This is a genomic window from Streptomyces sp. NPDC058335 (assembly GCF_042723915.1).
In the GTDB taxonomy this organism is placed as follows: domain Bacteria; phylum Actinomycetota; class Actinomycetes; order Streptomycetales; family Streptomycetaceae; genus Streptomyces.
Window position 1 is genome coordinate 201469 of record NZ_JBHXHX010000001.1, and the last position, 14675, is coordinate 216143.

Consider the following 14675-nt stretch of genomic DNA (forward strand, 5'->3'; position numbering starts at 1 on the left):
CACGATGTCCTCCCCCAACGGCACCCCCACCAAGATCACCCAGGGTTCGCGGACCAAGGGCGGTGTCGGCGAGTCCACGCTGCGCCCGGACGGCACCCTCAAGGTCACCGGCGAGTTCGCGTACTCGTCCGACATGTGGCACGAGGACATGCTCTGGGGCCAGATCCTGCGCTCCACCGTCGCGCACGCCGAGATCGTCTCCATCGACACCGCCGAGGCCCTCGCGCTGCCGGGCGTGTACGCCGTCATGACCTACGACGACCTGCCGACGGAGGTGCGGAACTACGGTCTGGAGATCCAGGACACCCCCGTCCTCGCCCACGGCAAGGTCCGCCACCACGGCGAACCGGTCGCGATCGTCGCCGCCGACCACCCCGAGACCGCCCGCCGGGCCGCCGCCAGGATCAAGGTCGAGTACCGCGAACTGCCCGTCATCACCGACGAGGCCTCGGCCACCGCGCCCGACGCGATCCACGTCCACGAGGGCCGCGACGACCACCACGCCGGCCATGTCGCGCACCCGAACATCGTGCACCGCCAGCCGATCATCCGCGGCGACGTGACCAAGGCCGCCGAGAAGGCCGATGTCGTGGTCAGGGGCGAGTACTACTTCGGCATGCAGGACCAGGCCTTCCTCGGCCCCGAGTCCGGCCTCGCCGTGCCCGAGGAGGACGGTGGCGTCCACCTCTACATCGCCACCCAGTGGCTCCACTCCGACCTGCGCCAGATCGCGCCCGTCCTCGGCCTGCCCGAGGACAAGGTCCGGATGACGCTGGCCGGCGTCGGCGGCGCGTTCGGCGGCCGCGAGGACCTGTCCATGCAGATCCACGCCTGCCTGCTGGCGCTGCGCACCGGGAAACCCGTCAAAATCGTCTACAACCGTTTCGAGTCCTTCTTCGGCCACGTCCACCGCCACCCGGCCCGCCTGTACTACGAGCACGGCGCGACCAAGGACGGCAAGCTCACCCACGTGAAGTGCCGCATCGTCCTCGACGGCGGCGCGTACGCCTCCGCCTCCCCGGCCGTCGTCGGCAACGCGGCCTCCCTCGGCGTCGGCCCGTACGTCGTCGACGACGTGGAGGTCGAGGCCGTCGCCCTGTACACCAACAACCCGCCCTGCGGCGCGATGCGCGGCTTCGGCGCGGTCCAGGCGTGCTTCGCCTACGAGGCGCAGATGGACAAGGTGGCCCGGCGACTGGGCCTGGACCCGGTGGAGTTCCGGCAGCTCAACGCCATGGAACAGGGCGCGATCATGCCGACCGGCCAGCCCGTCGACTCCCCGGCCCCGGTCGCCGAACTCCTGCGCCGCGTCAAGGCGATGCCCCTGCCGCCGGAGCGCCAGTGGGAGTCCAGCGAGGGCGCGGACGTACGGCAGCTGCCCGGCGGTCTGTCCAACACCACGCACGGCGAAGGCGTCGTCCGGGGAATCGGTTACGCGGTGGGCATCAAGAACGTCGGCTTCTCCGAGGGCTTCGACGACTACTCGACCGCCCGGGTGCGGATGGAGGTGGTCGGCGGGGAGCCGGTGGCCACCGTGCACACCGCGATGGCGGAGGTCGGCCAGGGCGGGGTCACCGTCCACGCGCAGATCGCCCGCACCGAGCTGGGCGTCGCCCAGGTCACCATCCACCCGGCCAACACGGAGGTGGGCAGCGCCGGTTCGACCTCGGCCTCGCGGCAGACGTACGTCACCGGCGGCGCCGTGAAGAACTCCTGCGAGCTGGTCCGGGAGAAGGTGCTGGAGATCGGGCGCCGCAAGTTCGGCTCCTACCACCCGGCCTGGGCCACCGCCGAACTGCTGCTGGAGGGCGGCAAGGTCGTCACCGACGGCGGCGAGGTGCTCGCCGACCTGGTGGACGTCCTCGGCGACGAGGCCGTGGAGGTCGAGGAGGAGTGGCGGCACCGGCCCACCGAACCCTTCGACCTGCGCACCGGCCAGGGCTTCGGCCATGTGCAGTACTCCTTCGCCGCCCACCGCGCGGTCGTCGAGGTCGACACCGAACTGGGCATGGTCAAGGTCGTCGAACTGGCCTGCGCCCAGGACGTCGGCAAGGCCCTCAACCCGCTGTCCGTCCTCGGCCAGATCCAGGGCGGCACCGTCCAGGGCCTGGGCATCGCGGTGATGGAGGAGATCATCGTCGACCCGAAGACCGCGAAGGTGCGCAACCCGTCCTTCACGGACTACCTGATCCCGACCATCCTCGACACGCCGACCATCCCGGTCGACGTCCTCGAACTCGCCGACGACCACGCCCCGTACGGGCTGCGCGGCATCGGCGAGGCCCCGACCCTGTCCTCGACCCCGGCGGTGCTCGCGGCGATCCGCGACGCCACCGGGCTGGAGCTGAACAGGACACCGGTCCGCCCGGAACACCTCACCGGAACAGCTCCCTCCACGGACTGAACCGGCAAGTCCGTCCGGGGACGCCGAGTTCGTCCCCCGGACCCCCAACTGTCCGTCCTGGGCCGTCCCCCGGGCCGTGCACATCCCAAATCCCGCGACCGCCGACGGCAACCGCGGGTGTCCCTGTGAACCTTGGGAGACGGCACCATGACCCAGCAGTCACTGGAGCCCAGGACCACAGCCGAAGACGCGGGCGAGGGAACCCGCGTCCCGGCCGGCAGGTCCTGGCTCGACCGGTACTTTCACATATCCCAGAGAGGATCGACCGTCACGCGTGAAGTGCGCGGCGGCGTCACCACCTTCATGGCGATGGCGTACATCCTCCTGCTCAACCCCCTGATCCTGTCCGGCAAGGACGCGTCGGGGGCCACCCTGGGCCAGCAGGCCCTGATCACCGCGACCGCGTTCGCGGCGGCCCTCAGCACCCTGCTGATGGGCTTCGCCGGCAAGGTGCCCCTCGCGCTCGCCGCCGGCCTCTCCGTCTCCGGAGTCCTCGCCTCCCAGGTCGCCCCGCAGATGACCTGGCCGCAGGCGATGGGCATGTGCGTGATCTACGGCGTGGTCATCATGCTGCTGGTCGTCACCGGCCTGCGCGAGATGATCATGAACGCGATCCCGCTCGCCCTCAAGCACGCGATCACCATGGGCATCGGCCTGTTCGTCGCCCTGATCGGTTTCTACAAGGCCGGCTTCGTGCACCGGGGCGAGGCGACCCCCGTCTCGCTCGGCCCGGCGGGCGAACTGGCCGGCTGGCCCGTGCTCCTGTTCGCCGTCACCCTGCTCGCCATTTTCATGCTCCAGGCGCGCGGCATCCCCGGCGCCATCCTGATCGGCATCGTCGGCGGCACCGTACTCGCCGTCCTCCTCAACGCACTGGACGTCATCGACCCGAAGCAGTGGGCGAGCGGCGCTCCCGAACTGCACGGCGGCGCCGTCTCCATGCCCGACTTCTCGCTCCTGGGCCATGTCGAGTTCGGCGGCTGGGGCGAGGTCGGCGCGATGACCGTCGGCATGATCGTGTTCACGCTCGTGCTCGCCGGGTTCTTCGACGCGATGGCCACCATCATCGGCGTCGGCACCGAGGCGAAACTCGCCGACGAGCAGGGCCGGATGCCCGGCCTGTCCAAGGCACTGTTCGTCGACGGCGCCGGCGGCGCGATCGGCGGCGTCGCGGGCGCCTCCGGCCAGACCGTGTTCGTCGAGTCGGCGACCGGCGTCGGAGAGGGCGCCCGGACCGGCCTCTCCTCGGTCGTCACCGGCCTGTTCTTCGCGGCCTGCCTGTTCTTCACACCGCTGACGGCGATCGTGCCGGGCGAGGTCGCCGCCGCGGCCCTGGTGGTCATCGGCGCCATGATGATGATGAACGCCCGCCATGTCGACTGGTCCGACCGGGCCACCGCCGTCCCGGTCTTCCTCACCGTCGTGATCATGCCGTTCACCTACTCGATCACCGCGGGCGTCGCGGCCGGCGTCATCTCGTACGTGGCCGTCAAGGCCGCCCAGGGCAAGGCCAGGGAGATCGGCGCCTTCATGTGGGGGCTGACGGTGATCTTCCTGGTGTACTTCGCCCTCAACCCCATCGAGAGCTGGCTCGGCGTCCACTAGCCGCGCCCCGACCGCCCTCCACACGACCGCAGTCAAGGAGACCGAGACATGTTGGACATCGCCGAGGAGCTGAACCGGTGGGTCGAGCAGGGCCGTGACTTCGCCGTCGCCACCGTGGTGGCCGTCGGCGGCAGCGCGCCCCGCCGGCCGGGCGCCGCCCTCGCGGTGGACGCCGACGGCACGGCGATCGGATCGGTCTCCGGCGGCTGTGTGGAGGGCGCGGTGTACGAACTGTGCCAACAGGCCCTCGCCGACGGGGAGTCGGTCCTCGAACGCTTCGGCTACAGCGACGACGACGCCTTCGCCGTCGGACTGACCTGCGGCGGCGTCGTCGACATCCTCGTCACCCCGGTGCGGGCCGGCGACCCGGTCCGCCCGGTCGTCACGGCAGGCCTGCGGGCCGCGGCATCCGGTACGGCGGCGGCGCTGGCCCGCGTCGTGAGCGGCCCGGCCGAACTCGTCGGCCGGGCCCTGCTCGTGGGCCCCGACGGCTCCTACGACGGCGGCTTCGGCGCCCATCCGGAACTGGACCGGACGGTGGCCGCCGAGGCCGGCGCCTTCCTGGACGCGGGCCGCACCGGCACCCTGGAGATCGGTGAGGGGGGCTCCCGGTGCGGGGCCCCGCTCACCGTCCTCGTCGAGGCCTCGGTGCCGCCGCCCCGCATGATCGTCTTCGGCGCGATCGACTTCGCGTCGGCGCTGGTACGGATCGGCAGGTTCCTCGGCTACCGCGTCACGGTGTGCGACGCCCGCCCGGTGTTCGCCACCCGTAACCGTTTCCCCGAGGCCGACGAGATCGTCGTCGACTGGCCGCACCGGTACCTGGAGCGCACGGAGGTGGACGCGCGGACGGTGCTGTGCGTCCTCACCCACGACGCCAAGTTCGACGTCCCGCTGCTCCGGCTCGCCCTGCGGCTGCCGGTCGCCTACGTCGGCGCCATGGGCTCGCGCCGCACCCATCTGGACCGTAACGAGCGGCTCCGCGAGGTCGGCGTCACCGAGCTGGAGCTGGCCCGGCTCCGGTCACCCATCGGGCTCGACCTGGGCGCCCGTACGCCCGAGGAGACCGCCCTGTCCATCGCCGCCGAGATCGTCGCCGACCGGCGTGGCGGCAGCGGCGTGTCGCTGACCGGGGCGCACACCCCGATCCATCACGACACGGCGTCGGTGCCGGCCGGGAGGATCGGCTCGGTCGCCTGAGCACGGACCGCCGCCTGAGCCTGCACGGTAACCGGTGCGGGGATCGTTCCCCGGCGGACCACCGGCTGGTCCGGCCAGGCGAACGCGTAGTGCGGGTCGCCCGACTCGCTCAACCGCACGAAGCGCAGCAGCTCGCGCACGATGCCCGCGCCGCCCGCTCCCCAGCCGGCCCGGGGTGCCAGGACGCTCGGGTCGGCCCGGTGCTCGATGTTGGACCAGCGGGCGCCGTCGGCGTCACGGGTCGCCCGGGTCATGAGGTCGGCGACCAGGACCCGCGCGAACTCCGGCGGGTCGTCCTGCTCGGCGATCCGGTCGCAGGCCAGCGCCAGCACCCCCGCCGTGCCGCAGCAGCGGGCCTGGTTGTCCCAGAAGCCGGGGCGCAGCCGGCTCGGCAGACCGGAGTGCGTGACGGTGTGCCAGCAGCGGTCGGCGAGTTCCTGCCAGACCCGCTCGGCGAGGACCTCCCGCAGCAGCCGGAAGACCTGGGCGTCCCCGGTCGGCCCGTGGCACCAGCCGTAGCTGTACCGCTCGATGAGATCGGGCCGGTACTGCGGGTCGGAGTGCGGGACCAGGAAACCGGTTCCGCCCGCTTCGTCGCGGGCCACGACGTCCGCGGCCCCGGCCCTTGCCAGCTCCACCAGGTCCGTGCGGCCGGTCGCTCCGCCGACCGCGGCCAGGCCGTACACGATCCCGAGCGTGCCGTGCGAGATGTGGTGCAGCCGCGCCTCGACGCCGGGCCGGTGCGCCCACCGCACACCCGCCGCGGTCTCCTCGGCCGTCCGCAGATACGGCTCCAGCGCCCGTACGGCCAGTTCGGGGTCGCCCGCCGCGAGCGCGCCGAGGCCGATGCCCGCGTTGCCGCCCATCAGCTCGAACAGCTCGCCCCAGCGCGTCCCGTCGAACCGTGACCGCACCCGTACCAGGGCGCGGTCGGCGGCGGCCCCGGCCGCTCTGTCGCCCAGCTCGCGGTGGACGGCCCGCAGGACGAGGGCGATGCCGGTGCGCCCGAAGTACAGCGAGTCGTCCTCGCAGGTCTCGGCGGCCACCGCGAGCGTGCGTGCCGCGCGCAGGGCGGCGTCGCCGTAGACGTCGTCCCCGAAGTGCCGCCGCGCCTCCAGCAGCGTCGGCACGATCCCGGCGGTTCCGGTGTACAGGTCCGTCCCGACCGCCTCGTCGGAGGGGGCGGCGGGCCATCCGAGCCCCCCGCCGTCCGTCGCACGGGCGACCCCGAGCAGCCACCGCAGCCCGTCCACCGCCAGCGTCTCGACCTCTTCCGCCCGCACGTCCACGCCCGTCATGGGCTCACCTTGTCATGGGCGCCGGGAGCTGCCCAGGGGCCCCAGCGGCGCGGGCGGCGGCACGGAACGGGCGTTCGCGCCCCCGCGCGCTCCCCAGCGGGTCGTACCGGTCGGGGGTGCGCGGGGGCAGACAGACCCGCGTCAGGGGCGGCGCAGCAGGCGGTTCGCCGCCCGGCCGAACACCGTGCGGGCGACGGGGCGTACGAGCGGATCGACGAGGGACGGTACGAGGCGCGGGCGGAGTTCCTCGCGCCAGATGACCCGGGTCCGGCCGCCGGGGCCGGGCCGGACCTCGATCTCCGCCCAGCCCCTGACCATGCGGCCGCGCTTCTCCAGCCGGCACAGGCCAGGTTCGCCGTCGTCCGGCGGGCACCAGACGGTGACCTCCATGCGGTCGTCGAAGGCGAACGGCCCGATCCCGGACCGGGCCACGAACACGGTGCCCTCCCGGGTCGGCCCGGGAGTGACCACGGTGACGCGGGTCAGCGGGACCACGTCACCGTGCCGGGTCCACTCGGTGAGCCGGCGCCAGGCCTCGTCGAGGGGGAGCGGTGCCGTGCGTTCGAACTGGAAGGTGACCACGTACTGATCGTAGGGAGTCCCGTCGGCCGGGCGGCACGTTCCCCGGCGGCTCACACCGTTGGCTCAGTCCGGGATGGGGGCGCAAGCGTACGGAAAGGGTTTCCGCAACGTCTCCCCGGTCCGGTCAGCGGTAGACCTTCCCGGGCTGCGCCTGTCCCGGCGCGAGGAGTTGAGGCACGGTCACGAAGACGTAACCGCGTTCCTTGAGCGCGTCGATGATCCCGGGCACCGCGGGCACGGTCCCCGCGTAGATGTCGTGCAGCAGGATGATGCCGTCCCGCTCGGTCTGGGCGAGGACGCGGCGCTGGATCAGCGCGGAGTCCTCCGTCGTGTAGTCCTTGGCGGTCACGGTCCACAGCACCTCCGCGAGGCCCAGCTCCCGGCAGACCTCGTGGACGGTGTCGTCCGTACGGCCCTGGGGCGGGCGCATCAGGGTGGGCCGGCGGCCGGTGAGGCGCTCTATCTCCCGGTTGGGGCGCTCCAGTTCCTCGCGTATCTCCCCCGGTTCCAGCTTCGTGAGGATCCTGTGGTCCCAGGTGTGGCTGGCGACCTCGTGGCCCTCGTCGGCCATGCGTGCGACGAGCTGCGGGTACTTCTCGATGTGTCCCTTGCCGAGGAGGAAGAAGGTCGCCGGGACCTGTTTCTCCTTCAGGATGTCCAGCAGGCGGGGCGAGTTCTCGCTCGGGCCCGCGTCGAAGGTGAGCGCGACGCACTTCGCCTCACGGCAGTCGACGGTGCCGAAGCGGGCCGCCTGGGCGGTGGACGCGGGTTCGGCGCGGACGGCGCTCGGCGCGGTGGCGTCGACCCCGGCGCAGCCCGTCAGAGCCAGGCCCAGGCAGGCGGCGGCGACACCGGTGCCGGCCGTACGGAACGGGATCCCCGTTTTCTTCATCTTCTTTGTCGGAGAAGGCATGCCGGGACTATACACATGACGTATAGCGGGTGACCTGGGGTTATTCCTGGTTCACGCGCCAAAAGGAGTGCGCCCGGACGGAGGTGCCGTCCGGGCGCACGCGGTGGATCCCGTGGGGTCAGAGAGAGTGCCTCACTGGGCGTAGAACGTCGCGTCCGCGCGGTCCGTCGCCGTGCTCGGCACCTGCACGTACAGCAGGTTCTCGTAGTGCCGGAGGTAGCGGCCCGCGTAGTTGTACGACTCGTACGACACTCCCGCCGCGTCGGACAGGCCGGCGCGCCGGCTGAAGGTGGCGTCGGCCGCGAACTGCGCGGTGCCGTCGTTCTTCTCCACCCACGCCTCGAAGTTCTTGTGCCGCAGGTAGTAGCCGGGGAAGTTGGCCGACTCCAGCGACACCGTGCCGCTGCCGGCGAGGCCGGGCACGACCCGGAACTGCGAGTCCGCGAGCGGGCTCACGTTCGCCTCGACGCGGGCGCGGTACTCCCAGTGCCGGATGAAGCGGTCCGGGAGGTTGTACGAGGAGAAGCGCTGCGGGGTGACCCCGTCGGCGACCGGGATGCCGAAGTCGGGGGTGCCGTCGGCCTTCCAGTACAGCTTCTGCACGCGGGTGCGGCGGTTGGGATCGTTCAGCGGGTCGCCGGTGATGTCCTTGTAGCTGCGGTCGTGGTAGACGAGGACATCGGACTTGCCGTCCTCGGAGACGGTGAACGAGTTGTGGCCGGGCCCGTACTGCGAGGTCGCGGCGCTGGACTTGAACACCGGCTGCGGACTCTTCGACCAGGACGCCGGATTGGTGAGGTCGGCGGTCGCGGAGGCGGTCAGCAGGCCGAGGCAGTAGTTGGCGTCGGTCGCGCTCGCCGAGTAGCTCATGAAGACCTTGCCGCCGCGCTGGATGACGGCGGGCCCCTCGTTGACCTTGAAGCCGATGGTCTCCCAGGACAGGGTGGGCTGCGAGATCTCCGCCGGAGTGCCGGTGATCGTCCAGGGGTTGGCCATCCTCGCGATGAACAGGCTGGTGTTGTTCTCCTCGGCCGGGTTGCGCTGCGCCCAGGAGAGGTAGCGCACACCGTTCACCACGAACGTGGTGGCGTCCAGGGAGAAGCTCTCCCAGGTGGTCTTGATCTGCCCCTTCTCGGCCCAGGTCGCGGTGAGCGGGTTGCTGCCGGTGCCCTCCAGGACGTACATCCGGATCGCCCACACGTCATTGGTGGCGCCGGCCGCGAAGTAGACGTACCACTTGCCGTCGACGAAGTGGATCTCCGGTGCCCAGATGTGGGCGCCCATGACCCCGCTGGTGTGCTTGGTCCAGATCGTGGTCTCCGGGGCCGTCGACAGGCCCTGGATGGTCGTCGCCCGGCGCAGCACGATGCGGTCGTACTCGGGGACCGTGGCGGTGAAGTAGTAGTAACCGTCTGTGTGCTTGAAGATGTGCGGGTCGGCGCGCTTCTCCGCGATCGGGTTGGTGTAGGTCACGCCGGGGGAGGCGGGGACGGCGGCCTGTGCGGTGCCGGCGGGACCGGCGAAGCAGGTGGCCGCCAGGGCCACCAGCACGGCCGTGATCAGACGTAGGGCATTGCGTCTCAAGGGGTGTTCTCCGGATCGCAGGGGGGCGGGGGAGGGGGAGGTGCGGAGGAGGCGGATCAGGTCGTGGGCACGAACCGCCGCTGCCGGCACGTGCTGGTGAGCCGGGTCCACTGCCGAACGTCGGCGCCGTTCACGGTCCCGCGGTCCGCTGCCTCGCCGCTGTTCTCGGCGAGGAGCGTGAGCGGGCAGGCGGGTGCGGAACTGCGGCGCGCGGTCAGCGCGCGGGCACGCCGACGGAACATCCGAGGCATACAGGACCGTCCCTTGTCCGTAATTTCGAACACAGTTCGTAACTTCGGCCAGAACATAGGGCTCGGGCCTGGCGTCGTCAATGGTTTCGGCAAGTGGTTGCCCACGGGCGCCGTCACCGTCGCGTCAGGGTGCGGTTCGCCGGGGACGTGCGGGGTGCGCGAGCGGGCGGCGCGGTGGGGCGCACCGTGGCGCGTCGATGACCCGCACCCCGGGTGGACCGGTCGGAGTCTGCGGTGGCGACCACCGGGTTAGCCTCTCCCCATGAGCGCCGACGCGAAGCCCACCTCCCGAGACCGGCTGCTGGAGGCCGCCGCCGCCCTCGCCTACACCGAAGGCGTCGGGATCGGCGTCGAGGCCCTCTGCAAGGCGGCCGGGGTGTCCAAGCGTTCGATGTACCAGCTCTTCGAGAGCAAGGACGAGCTGCTGGCCGCGAGCCTGGACCGGCGTGCCGCGGCCTACACCGACCTGCTGATTCCCGCCGCCGGGGACGGGCGGACGGCGCGCGATCGCATCCTCCACGTCTTCGAGCGGGTGGAGGAGCAGGCGGGCCTGCCGGGGTACTACGGGTGTCCCTACCTCGCCGTCCAGGTCGAGCTGAAGGACGCCGAGCACCCCGCCGGCAGGGTCGCCCGGCGGATCAAGGGCGGGCTGGCGGAGTTCTTCCGGGCCGAGGCGGAACGGGGCGGCGCGGCCGATCCCGCCCTGCTGGCCCGCCAGTTGACCCTTCTCTTCGACGGGGCGAGCGCCCGCGCCGGCATCCGGGCGGACGACCTCGCGGGGCTGATCCTGCCGACGGTGACCACGCTGCTCGACGCCGGGGGTGTGGGGTGATCCCGGAGGTGTTGCAGGGCGGGGCCGCCTCGGTGGCGTCCGGTTCCCGACGTCCGTCACCGTTCTGACCGGTGACGGGTCGGCCCGCGCCGGGTATCCTCGGTGGTCCAGAGGCCCTGGTGGGTGCCCGATCCGCAGTGCACGTCCGAACCCCGGAGGATGAGATGGCGCACGAAGAGAACGCCCAGGACGCCGCCGAGGCGGCCCGTCACGCCCGGTTCGGCGCGCTGCCGGAGCGGATCACCCCGGCCGACATGGTCGAGGAGAAGCCGGCGAGCACCGTCGACCCGGCACGGAACAACTTCAACGAAGACGAGTGGCTCGTCCGCATGGGCGCCTTCTGAGTCCACGGGCCCTCACCCGGCGGTGATCTGCCGCGCCCCCTTCTTGCGGGCGCGGTAGGCAGCCGCTTTCACCCGGTTTCCGCACGACTCCATGCCGCACCACTGACGGCGAGCCCCGCGGGACCTGTCGAGGTGGACGCGGGTGCACTCGGGATTGCCGCACTCCTTCAGCAGGGCAGCGTCCGCCCCGCCGAGCAGCTCCACGGCATGGCGTGCCACCGTGGCCAGCGCCTCGGCGGGCGTCGCCTCCATCCACCGCCCCGACGCGGTGAGCTGCGGGGCCGCGGAGGGCCGGCCGGCCGCACCGTTCACGACGGCCAGCGCCTCGTCGTCGTACGGCTCGCCGCGCAGCCGGGCCGTGACCAGCGTGTACACCGCCTCCCGGACCCGGACCGCCTGCTCGACGTCGGTCTCGCGGCAGCCCGGCGACAGGCCGTCCACGATCCCCGCCCCGAGGTACCAGGCGTCCAGCCGCTCCGGCGACGTCAGCAACTCCCACCGCAGGCTCCGGCGGGCGCGGAGGGTGGCGGCGAGGTCGAGCGCGGGGTTTCCGCACAGGAAGACATGGTCCGGATTCATCGTCACCATTCTGACGGGTGACGCAGAGGGTCGCAACGCGTTGTGCAACCGTTCACCCGAACTCGCGAGTCTTCGGCTGAACGTTCATATGCGGCAATTTTCCCGTTCCGGAAACGGTGCTCACGCTTCTCGCGGATCATGGACGGGCCGAAAGGGACGGGTCGGCAAGGGTTTCTGTGGCCGTGCCGCCCGCTCCCCGCGACACCAGGAGTCCGCATGACCACACCGCGCATCGACCTCGTCCACCCCGGAGACCTGACTCCCGCGGACCTCGCGTTGTGGAACGACCTGCGCACCACGACCGCGACCGTCGCGAACCCCTTCATGAGCGCCGAGTTCACCCAGGCCGTCGGCCGGGTCCGGCCCGACACGCGGGTGGCCGTCGTGCGCCGGGGGAGCCGCCCCGTCGGCTACTTCCCCCACCAGCGCGGACGCTGGGGCTACGGCCGGGCGGTCGGGCTCGGCGTCTCCGACTGCCAGGGCGCCGTGCTCCAGCCGGACGTCCACCTGGAGGCGCAGTACCTGATGCGGGCCTGTTCCCTCAACGCCTGGGAGTTCAATCATCTCGAAAGCGGTCAGGAACTGTTTCTGCCGTACGCCACGGGGCAGTTCGCCTCGCCCGTCGTCGACCTCACCCACGGCTTCGAGGGGTACGAGCGGCATCTGCGCGAGCACGCGCGCGGCTTCCTCAAGACGGCCAGGGCGCAGGAACGCCGGATGGTCCGGCACCTCGGCCCGCTGCGCTTCGTCCACGACGAACGCGACCCCGCCGCCCTGCGCACCCTCATCGCCTGGAAGTCCGCCCACTACCGGCGCACCGGCCGCCGCGACCCCTTCGCCCAGCCGTGGATCACCCGGCTCGTCGACCTCCTCGCCGGCACCGCCGCACCGCACTGCTCCGGCGTCCTCTCGGTGCTCTACGCCGCCGATCGTCCCGTCGCCGCCCACTTCGGCCTGCGCTCGCGCACCGTCTTCTCCTGCTGGTTCCCCTCCTACGACCGCACCCTCGCCACCTACTCGCCCGGCCGCGTCCTCTACCTGCGCATGATCGAGGCCGCCGCCGCGTCCGGCGTCCACCTCTTCGACTTCGGCCGGGGCGAGGCGGCGTACAAGAACTCCTTCAAGACCGGCGACCTCCTGGTCCACGAAGGGGCGCTGCGGACGTCCGGCCCGGGAGCCGCCCTGCACTGGCTGCGCCGCGAACCCGTACGCGCCGCACACCGTCTGGTCCGCGACCACCCGGCCCTGAAACAGGCGGCACTGCGCACCCTGCACGCGGTGGGCACGGCACGCGGACGCTGACCTCGGGCCCTGGTCCTCCTGCCGGTCCTCCTGCCGGTCCTGCTCCCTGGTCCTCCTGGGGCGGGCATGCGTGGCGGGGCGGCGCCGAGGGTGTTTTGCTGGCTGTCCACGACGTGATGCGGAGGCGGACATGACGGTGGGTCGGCTGGGGCTCGTCGTGCACGGAGGGCGCCCGGAAGCCGGAGAGGCCGCCCGCGTCGTACGCGCGTGGTGTGCGGAGCACGCCGTGTCGTGCACGGACATCGACGTATGGCGGGACGGCGGGCGGCACAGCGCGCGGGAGGAGGTCGAGGCCGCCGGGAATCCCGACCTCGTCGTCACCCTGGGCGGCGACGGCACCTTCCTGCGCGGCGCCCGGCTGGCCGCCGAGAACGACGCTCTGGTCCTCGGCGTCGACCTGGGCCGCGTGGGCTTCCTGACGGAGGTGCCCGTCGCCGCGGTGCGCACCGCTCTGGACGCCGTACGGGAGGAACGGCTCACCGTGGAGAGCCGGTTGCTGCTGACGCTGCGCGCCTCGCGCCGGCTGGAGGTGCCCGAGGAGATGGAGGCGCTGCTGAAGTACGGGCGCGGGCCGCTGCTGCCGCCGCCCCGGGTGCGCGAGGACTGCGAGGTCGACGACGACTGGGGCATCCCCCTGCATGTCTTCGCACTGAACGACATCGTGCTGGAGAAGCTGTCGCGGGACCGCCAGGTGTCGGTCGGCGTCTACGTCGCCGGACGGCTGCTGGCTTCCTACTCCGCCGACGCCCTGCTGGTGGCGACACCGACGGGCTCGACCGCCTACAGCTTCGCCGCCGGCGGCCCCGTCGTCTCACCGCGCGCCGAGGCCCTGGTCTTCACCCCGGTCGCCCCGCACATGGCGTTCGACCGCTCGGTGGTGACGGCCCCGGACGAGCCCGTCGGCCTGCGCGTCCTCGAACGGTCGGGCCGGGCCGCCGTCAGCATCGACGGCCAGCTGCGCGGCGTCCTCGACCCGGGCGACTGGATCGGCGTCTACGCGGCGCCGCGCCGGCTGCGGGCGGTCCGGCTCGGGCCGATGGATTTCTACGGCCGGCTGCGCGAGCGGATGAACCTCACGGACGCCCCGGCCGCGGTCGCCGACGGAACCGCCGCCCCGCTGTGGTCGGTGAGGACGCCCCCACCGGGCGACATGGCCCACCTCACCCTCCTGACGGCCCCCGAGCCGTAGGGGAACGTTCGCGCCGGCCGGGGTCGGGGTCGGGTGCGTGGGTCCGCGTACCGCGCTGTCCGTGCGGGACCGGGAGGTGCCGGCTCTGGCGCGCCGCGCCGCGGTCGTACGCGTCGAGGAAGCGGCTGTGCCTCTTCCTCGACGGTCAGGAAGAAGATCACTCGCAGGTGCGGCTGGGCGTCCGCTCGGCACGGTGCCGGCATGTCCCTCACCACTCCCGTCGACGCCCCGGCGTCGGACAGCCTGCTCCGCAGCGATCTCCACTGGCTGTTCGCCCGGCTCAAGCAGGGGCCGGCCACCAGAGCCAGTCCCGCCGCCCATGACGAGATCGTCTTGAGCTCCTCGTTCTGCTCGAACCCCGCCTCCGCCAACGCCCGTATCTCCGCGTCCTGTTGCTGTAACACGAGGGTGGCGTCGACCGTGAGGATCTCGGTGAGGTCCTGGCGGAAGCCGTCGACGCGTTCGCTGGTGTGGGTGACGTGGTCGGCGACGTCCAGCAGATGGCGCTGGAGTTCCCGGTCGGTGCCGTACTTGTGGATCTCGATCACGGATCGCGGGGATCCCTATAGGCCAGAATCCGACCTCGATCCCC

Annotated in this window: 13 protein-coding genes and 1 pseudogene; 7 read left to right on the forward strand and 7 right to left on the reverse strand. The window is 72.0% G+C overall.

The window, feature by feature from the left end; translation table 11 throughout:
* The first annotated feature begins 4 nt into the window (after positions 1-4).
* The 3 genes from ACFWJX_RS00885 to ACFWJX_RS00895 all read left to right on the forward strand — a co-directional run bounded on the left by ACFWJX_RS00885 (position 5) and on the right by ACFWJX_RS00895 (position 5209).
* A complete protein-coding gene (locus ACFWJX_RS00885) occupies positions 5-2404 on the forward strand; it encodes a xanthine dehydrogenase family protein molybdopterin-binding subunit (RefSeq protein WP_383235887.1) in 2400 nt (799 codons plus the stop codon).
* A gap of 147 nt (positions 2405-2551) precedes the next feature.
* Positions 2552-4009 carry an NCS2 family permease gene (locus ACFWJX_RS00890; RefSeq protein WP_383234816.1) on the forward strand — a complete coding sequence of 486 codons (1458 nt, stop codon included), beginning with the start codon at positions 2552-2554 and terminating at the stop codon, positions 4007-4009.
* Positions 4010-4057: 48 nt separating this feature from the next.
* The gene (locus tag ACFWJX_RS00895; protein WP_383234819.1) at positions 4058-5209 is read left to right on the forward strand and encodes an XdhC family protein; all 1152 of its coding nucleotides are present in this window, start codon (positions 4058-4060) and stop codon (positions 5207-5209) included.
* Here the strand turns inward: ACFWJX_RS00895 and ACFWJX_RS00900 are convergent.
* The 5 genes from ACFWJX_RS00900 to ACFWJX_RS00920 form a co-directional block, all read right to left on the reverse strand.
* Positions 5161-6507, reverse strand: a complete 1347-nt coding sequence (locus tag ACFWJX_RS00900; protein WP_383234822.1) for a lanthionine synthetase LanC family protein — start codon at positions 6505-6507, stop codon at positions 5161-5163. The genes ACFWJX_RS00895 and ACFWJX_RS00900 overlap by 49 nt on opposite strands.
* A gap of 141 nt (positions 6508-6648) precedes the next feature.
* A complete protein-coding gene (locus ACFWJX_RS00905) occupies positions 6649-7089 on the reverse strand; it encodes an SRPBCC family protein (protein ID WP_383234825.1) in 441 nt (146 codons plus the stop codon).
* Positions 7090-7213: 124 nt separating this feature from the next.
* On the reverse strand, positions 7214-7981 hold the full coding sequence (locus ACFWJX_RS00910) for a polysaccharide deacetylase family protein (RefSeq protein ID WP_383235890.1): 768 nt from the start codon (positions 7979-7981) through the stop codon (positions 7214-7216).
* Positions 7982-8134: 153 nt separating this feature from the next.
* A complete protein-coding gene (locus ACFWJX_RS00915) occupies positions 8135-9586 on the reverse strand; it encodes a family 43 glycosylhydrolase (protein WP_383234828.1) in 1452 nt (483 codons plus the stop codon).
* Positions 9587-9642: 56 nt separating this feature from the next.
* A complete protein-coding gene (locus ACFWJX_RS00920) occupies positions 9643-9837 on the reverse strand; it encodes a hypothetical protein (protein WP_383234831.1) in 195 nt (64 codons plus the stop codon).
* Positions 9838-10099: 262 nt separating this feature from the next.
* Here ACFWJX_RS00920 and ACFWJX_RS00925 point away from each other — a divergent pair, with 262 nt between their 5' ends.
* Both ACFWJX_RS00925 and ACFWJX_RS00930 read left to right on the forward strand, forming a co-directional pair.
* A complete protein-coding gene (locus tag ACFWJX_RS00925) occupies positions 10100-10669 on the forward strand; it encodes a TetR/AcrR family transcriptional regulator (RefSeq protein ID WP_383234834.1) in 570 nt (189 codons plus the stop codon).
* 164 nt (positions 10670-10833) lie between these two features.
* A complete protein-coding gene (locus tag ACFWJX_RS00930) occupies positions 10834-11013 on the forward strand; it encodes a hypothetical protein (RefSeq protein ID WP_383234836.1) in 180 nt (59 codons plus the stop codon).
* A 12-nt stretch (positions 11014-11025) separates the two neighbouring features.
* Here ACFWJX_RS00930 and ACFWJX_RS00935 read toward each other — a convergent pair whose 3' ends face one another.
* Positions 11026-11592, reverse strand: a complete 567-nt coding sequence (locus ACFWJX_RS00935; protein ID WP_383234839.1) for a CGNR zinc finger domain-containing protein — start codon at positions 11590-11592, stop codon at positions 11026-11028.
* Between the two features lie 216 nt (positions 11593-11808).
* On the opposite strand from ACFWJX_RS00935, the gene ACFWJX_RS00940 reads away from it, so the two are divergent.
* Together ACFWJX_RS00940 and ACFWJX_RS00945 are read left to right on the forward strand one after the other, a co-directional pair.
* Positions 11809-12894: a GNAT family N-acetyltransferase gene (locus ACFWJX_RS00940; protein WP_383234842.1), complete on the forward strand. Its 1086-nt coding sequence runs from the start codon at positions 11809-11811 to the stop codon at positions 12892-12894.
* Between the two features lie 130 nt (positions 12895-13024).
* A complete protein-coding gene (locus ACFWJX_RS00945) occupies positions 13025-14083 on the forward strand; it encodes an NAD(+)/NADH kinase (protein WP_383234845.1) in 1059 nt (352 codons plus the stop codon).
* Positions 14084-14394: 311 nt separating this feature from the next.
* Here the strand turns inward: ACFWJX_RS00945 and ACFWJX_RS00950 are convergent.
* A pseudogene (locus ACFWJX_RS00950) lies at positions 14395-14616 on the reverse strand (transporter); the annotation flags it as partial.
* Positions 14617-14675: the final 59 nt, after the last annotated feature.

Excerpts from the sequence above, each read along its gene's own strand:
- ACFWJX_RS00885 (WP_383235887.1), top strand. The coding sequence starts at position 5 with ATGTCCTCCCCCAACGGCACCCCCACCAAGATCACCCAGGGTTCGCGG.
- ACFWJX_RS00890 (WP_383234816.1), top strand. The coding sequence starts at position 2,552 with ATGACCCAGCAGTCACTGGAGCCCAGGACCACAGCCGAAGACGCGGGC.
- ACFWJX_RS00895 (WP_383234819.1), top strand. The coding sequence starts at position 4,058 with ATGTTGGACATCGCCGAGGAGCTGAACCGGTGGGTCGAGCAGGGCCGT.
- ACFWJX_RS00900 (WP_383234822.1), bottom strand. The coding sequence starts at position 6,507 with ATGACGGGCGTGGACGTGCGGGCGGAAGAGGTCGAGACGCTGGCGGTG.
- ACFWJX_RS00910 (WP_383235890.1), bottom strand. The coding sequence starts at position 7,981 with ATGAAGAAAACGGGGATCCCGTTCCGTACGGCCGGCACCGGTGTCGCC.
- ACFWJX_RS00920 (WP_383234831.1), bottom strand. The coding sequence starts at position 9,837 with ATGCCTCGGATGTTCCGTCGGCGTGCCCGCGCGCTGACCGCGCGCCGC.
- ACFWJX_RS00925 (WP_383234834.1), top strand. The coding sequence starts at position 10,100 with ATGAGCGCCGACGCGAAGCCCACCTCCCGAGACCGGCTGCTGGAGGCC.
- ACFWJX_RS00930 (WP_383234836.1), top strand. The coding sequence starts at position 10,834 with ATGGCGCACGAAGAGAACGCCCAGGACGCCGCCGAGGCGGCCCGTCAC.
- ACFWJX_RS00935 (WP_383234839.1), bottom strand. The coding sequence starts at position 11,592 with ATGAATCCGGACCATGTCTTCCTGTGCGGAAACCCCGCGCTCGACCTC.
- ACFWJX_RS00940 (WP_383234842.1), top strand. The coding sequence starts at position 11,809 with ATGACCACACCGCGCATCGACCTCGTCCACCCCGGAGACCTGACTCCC.
- ACFWJX_RS00945 (WP_383234845.1), top strand. The coding sequence starts at position 13,025 with ATGACGGTGGGTCGGCTGGGGCTCGTCGTGCACGGAGGGCGCCCGGAA.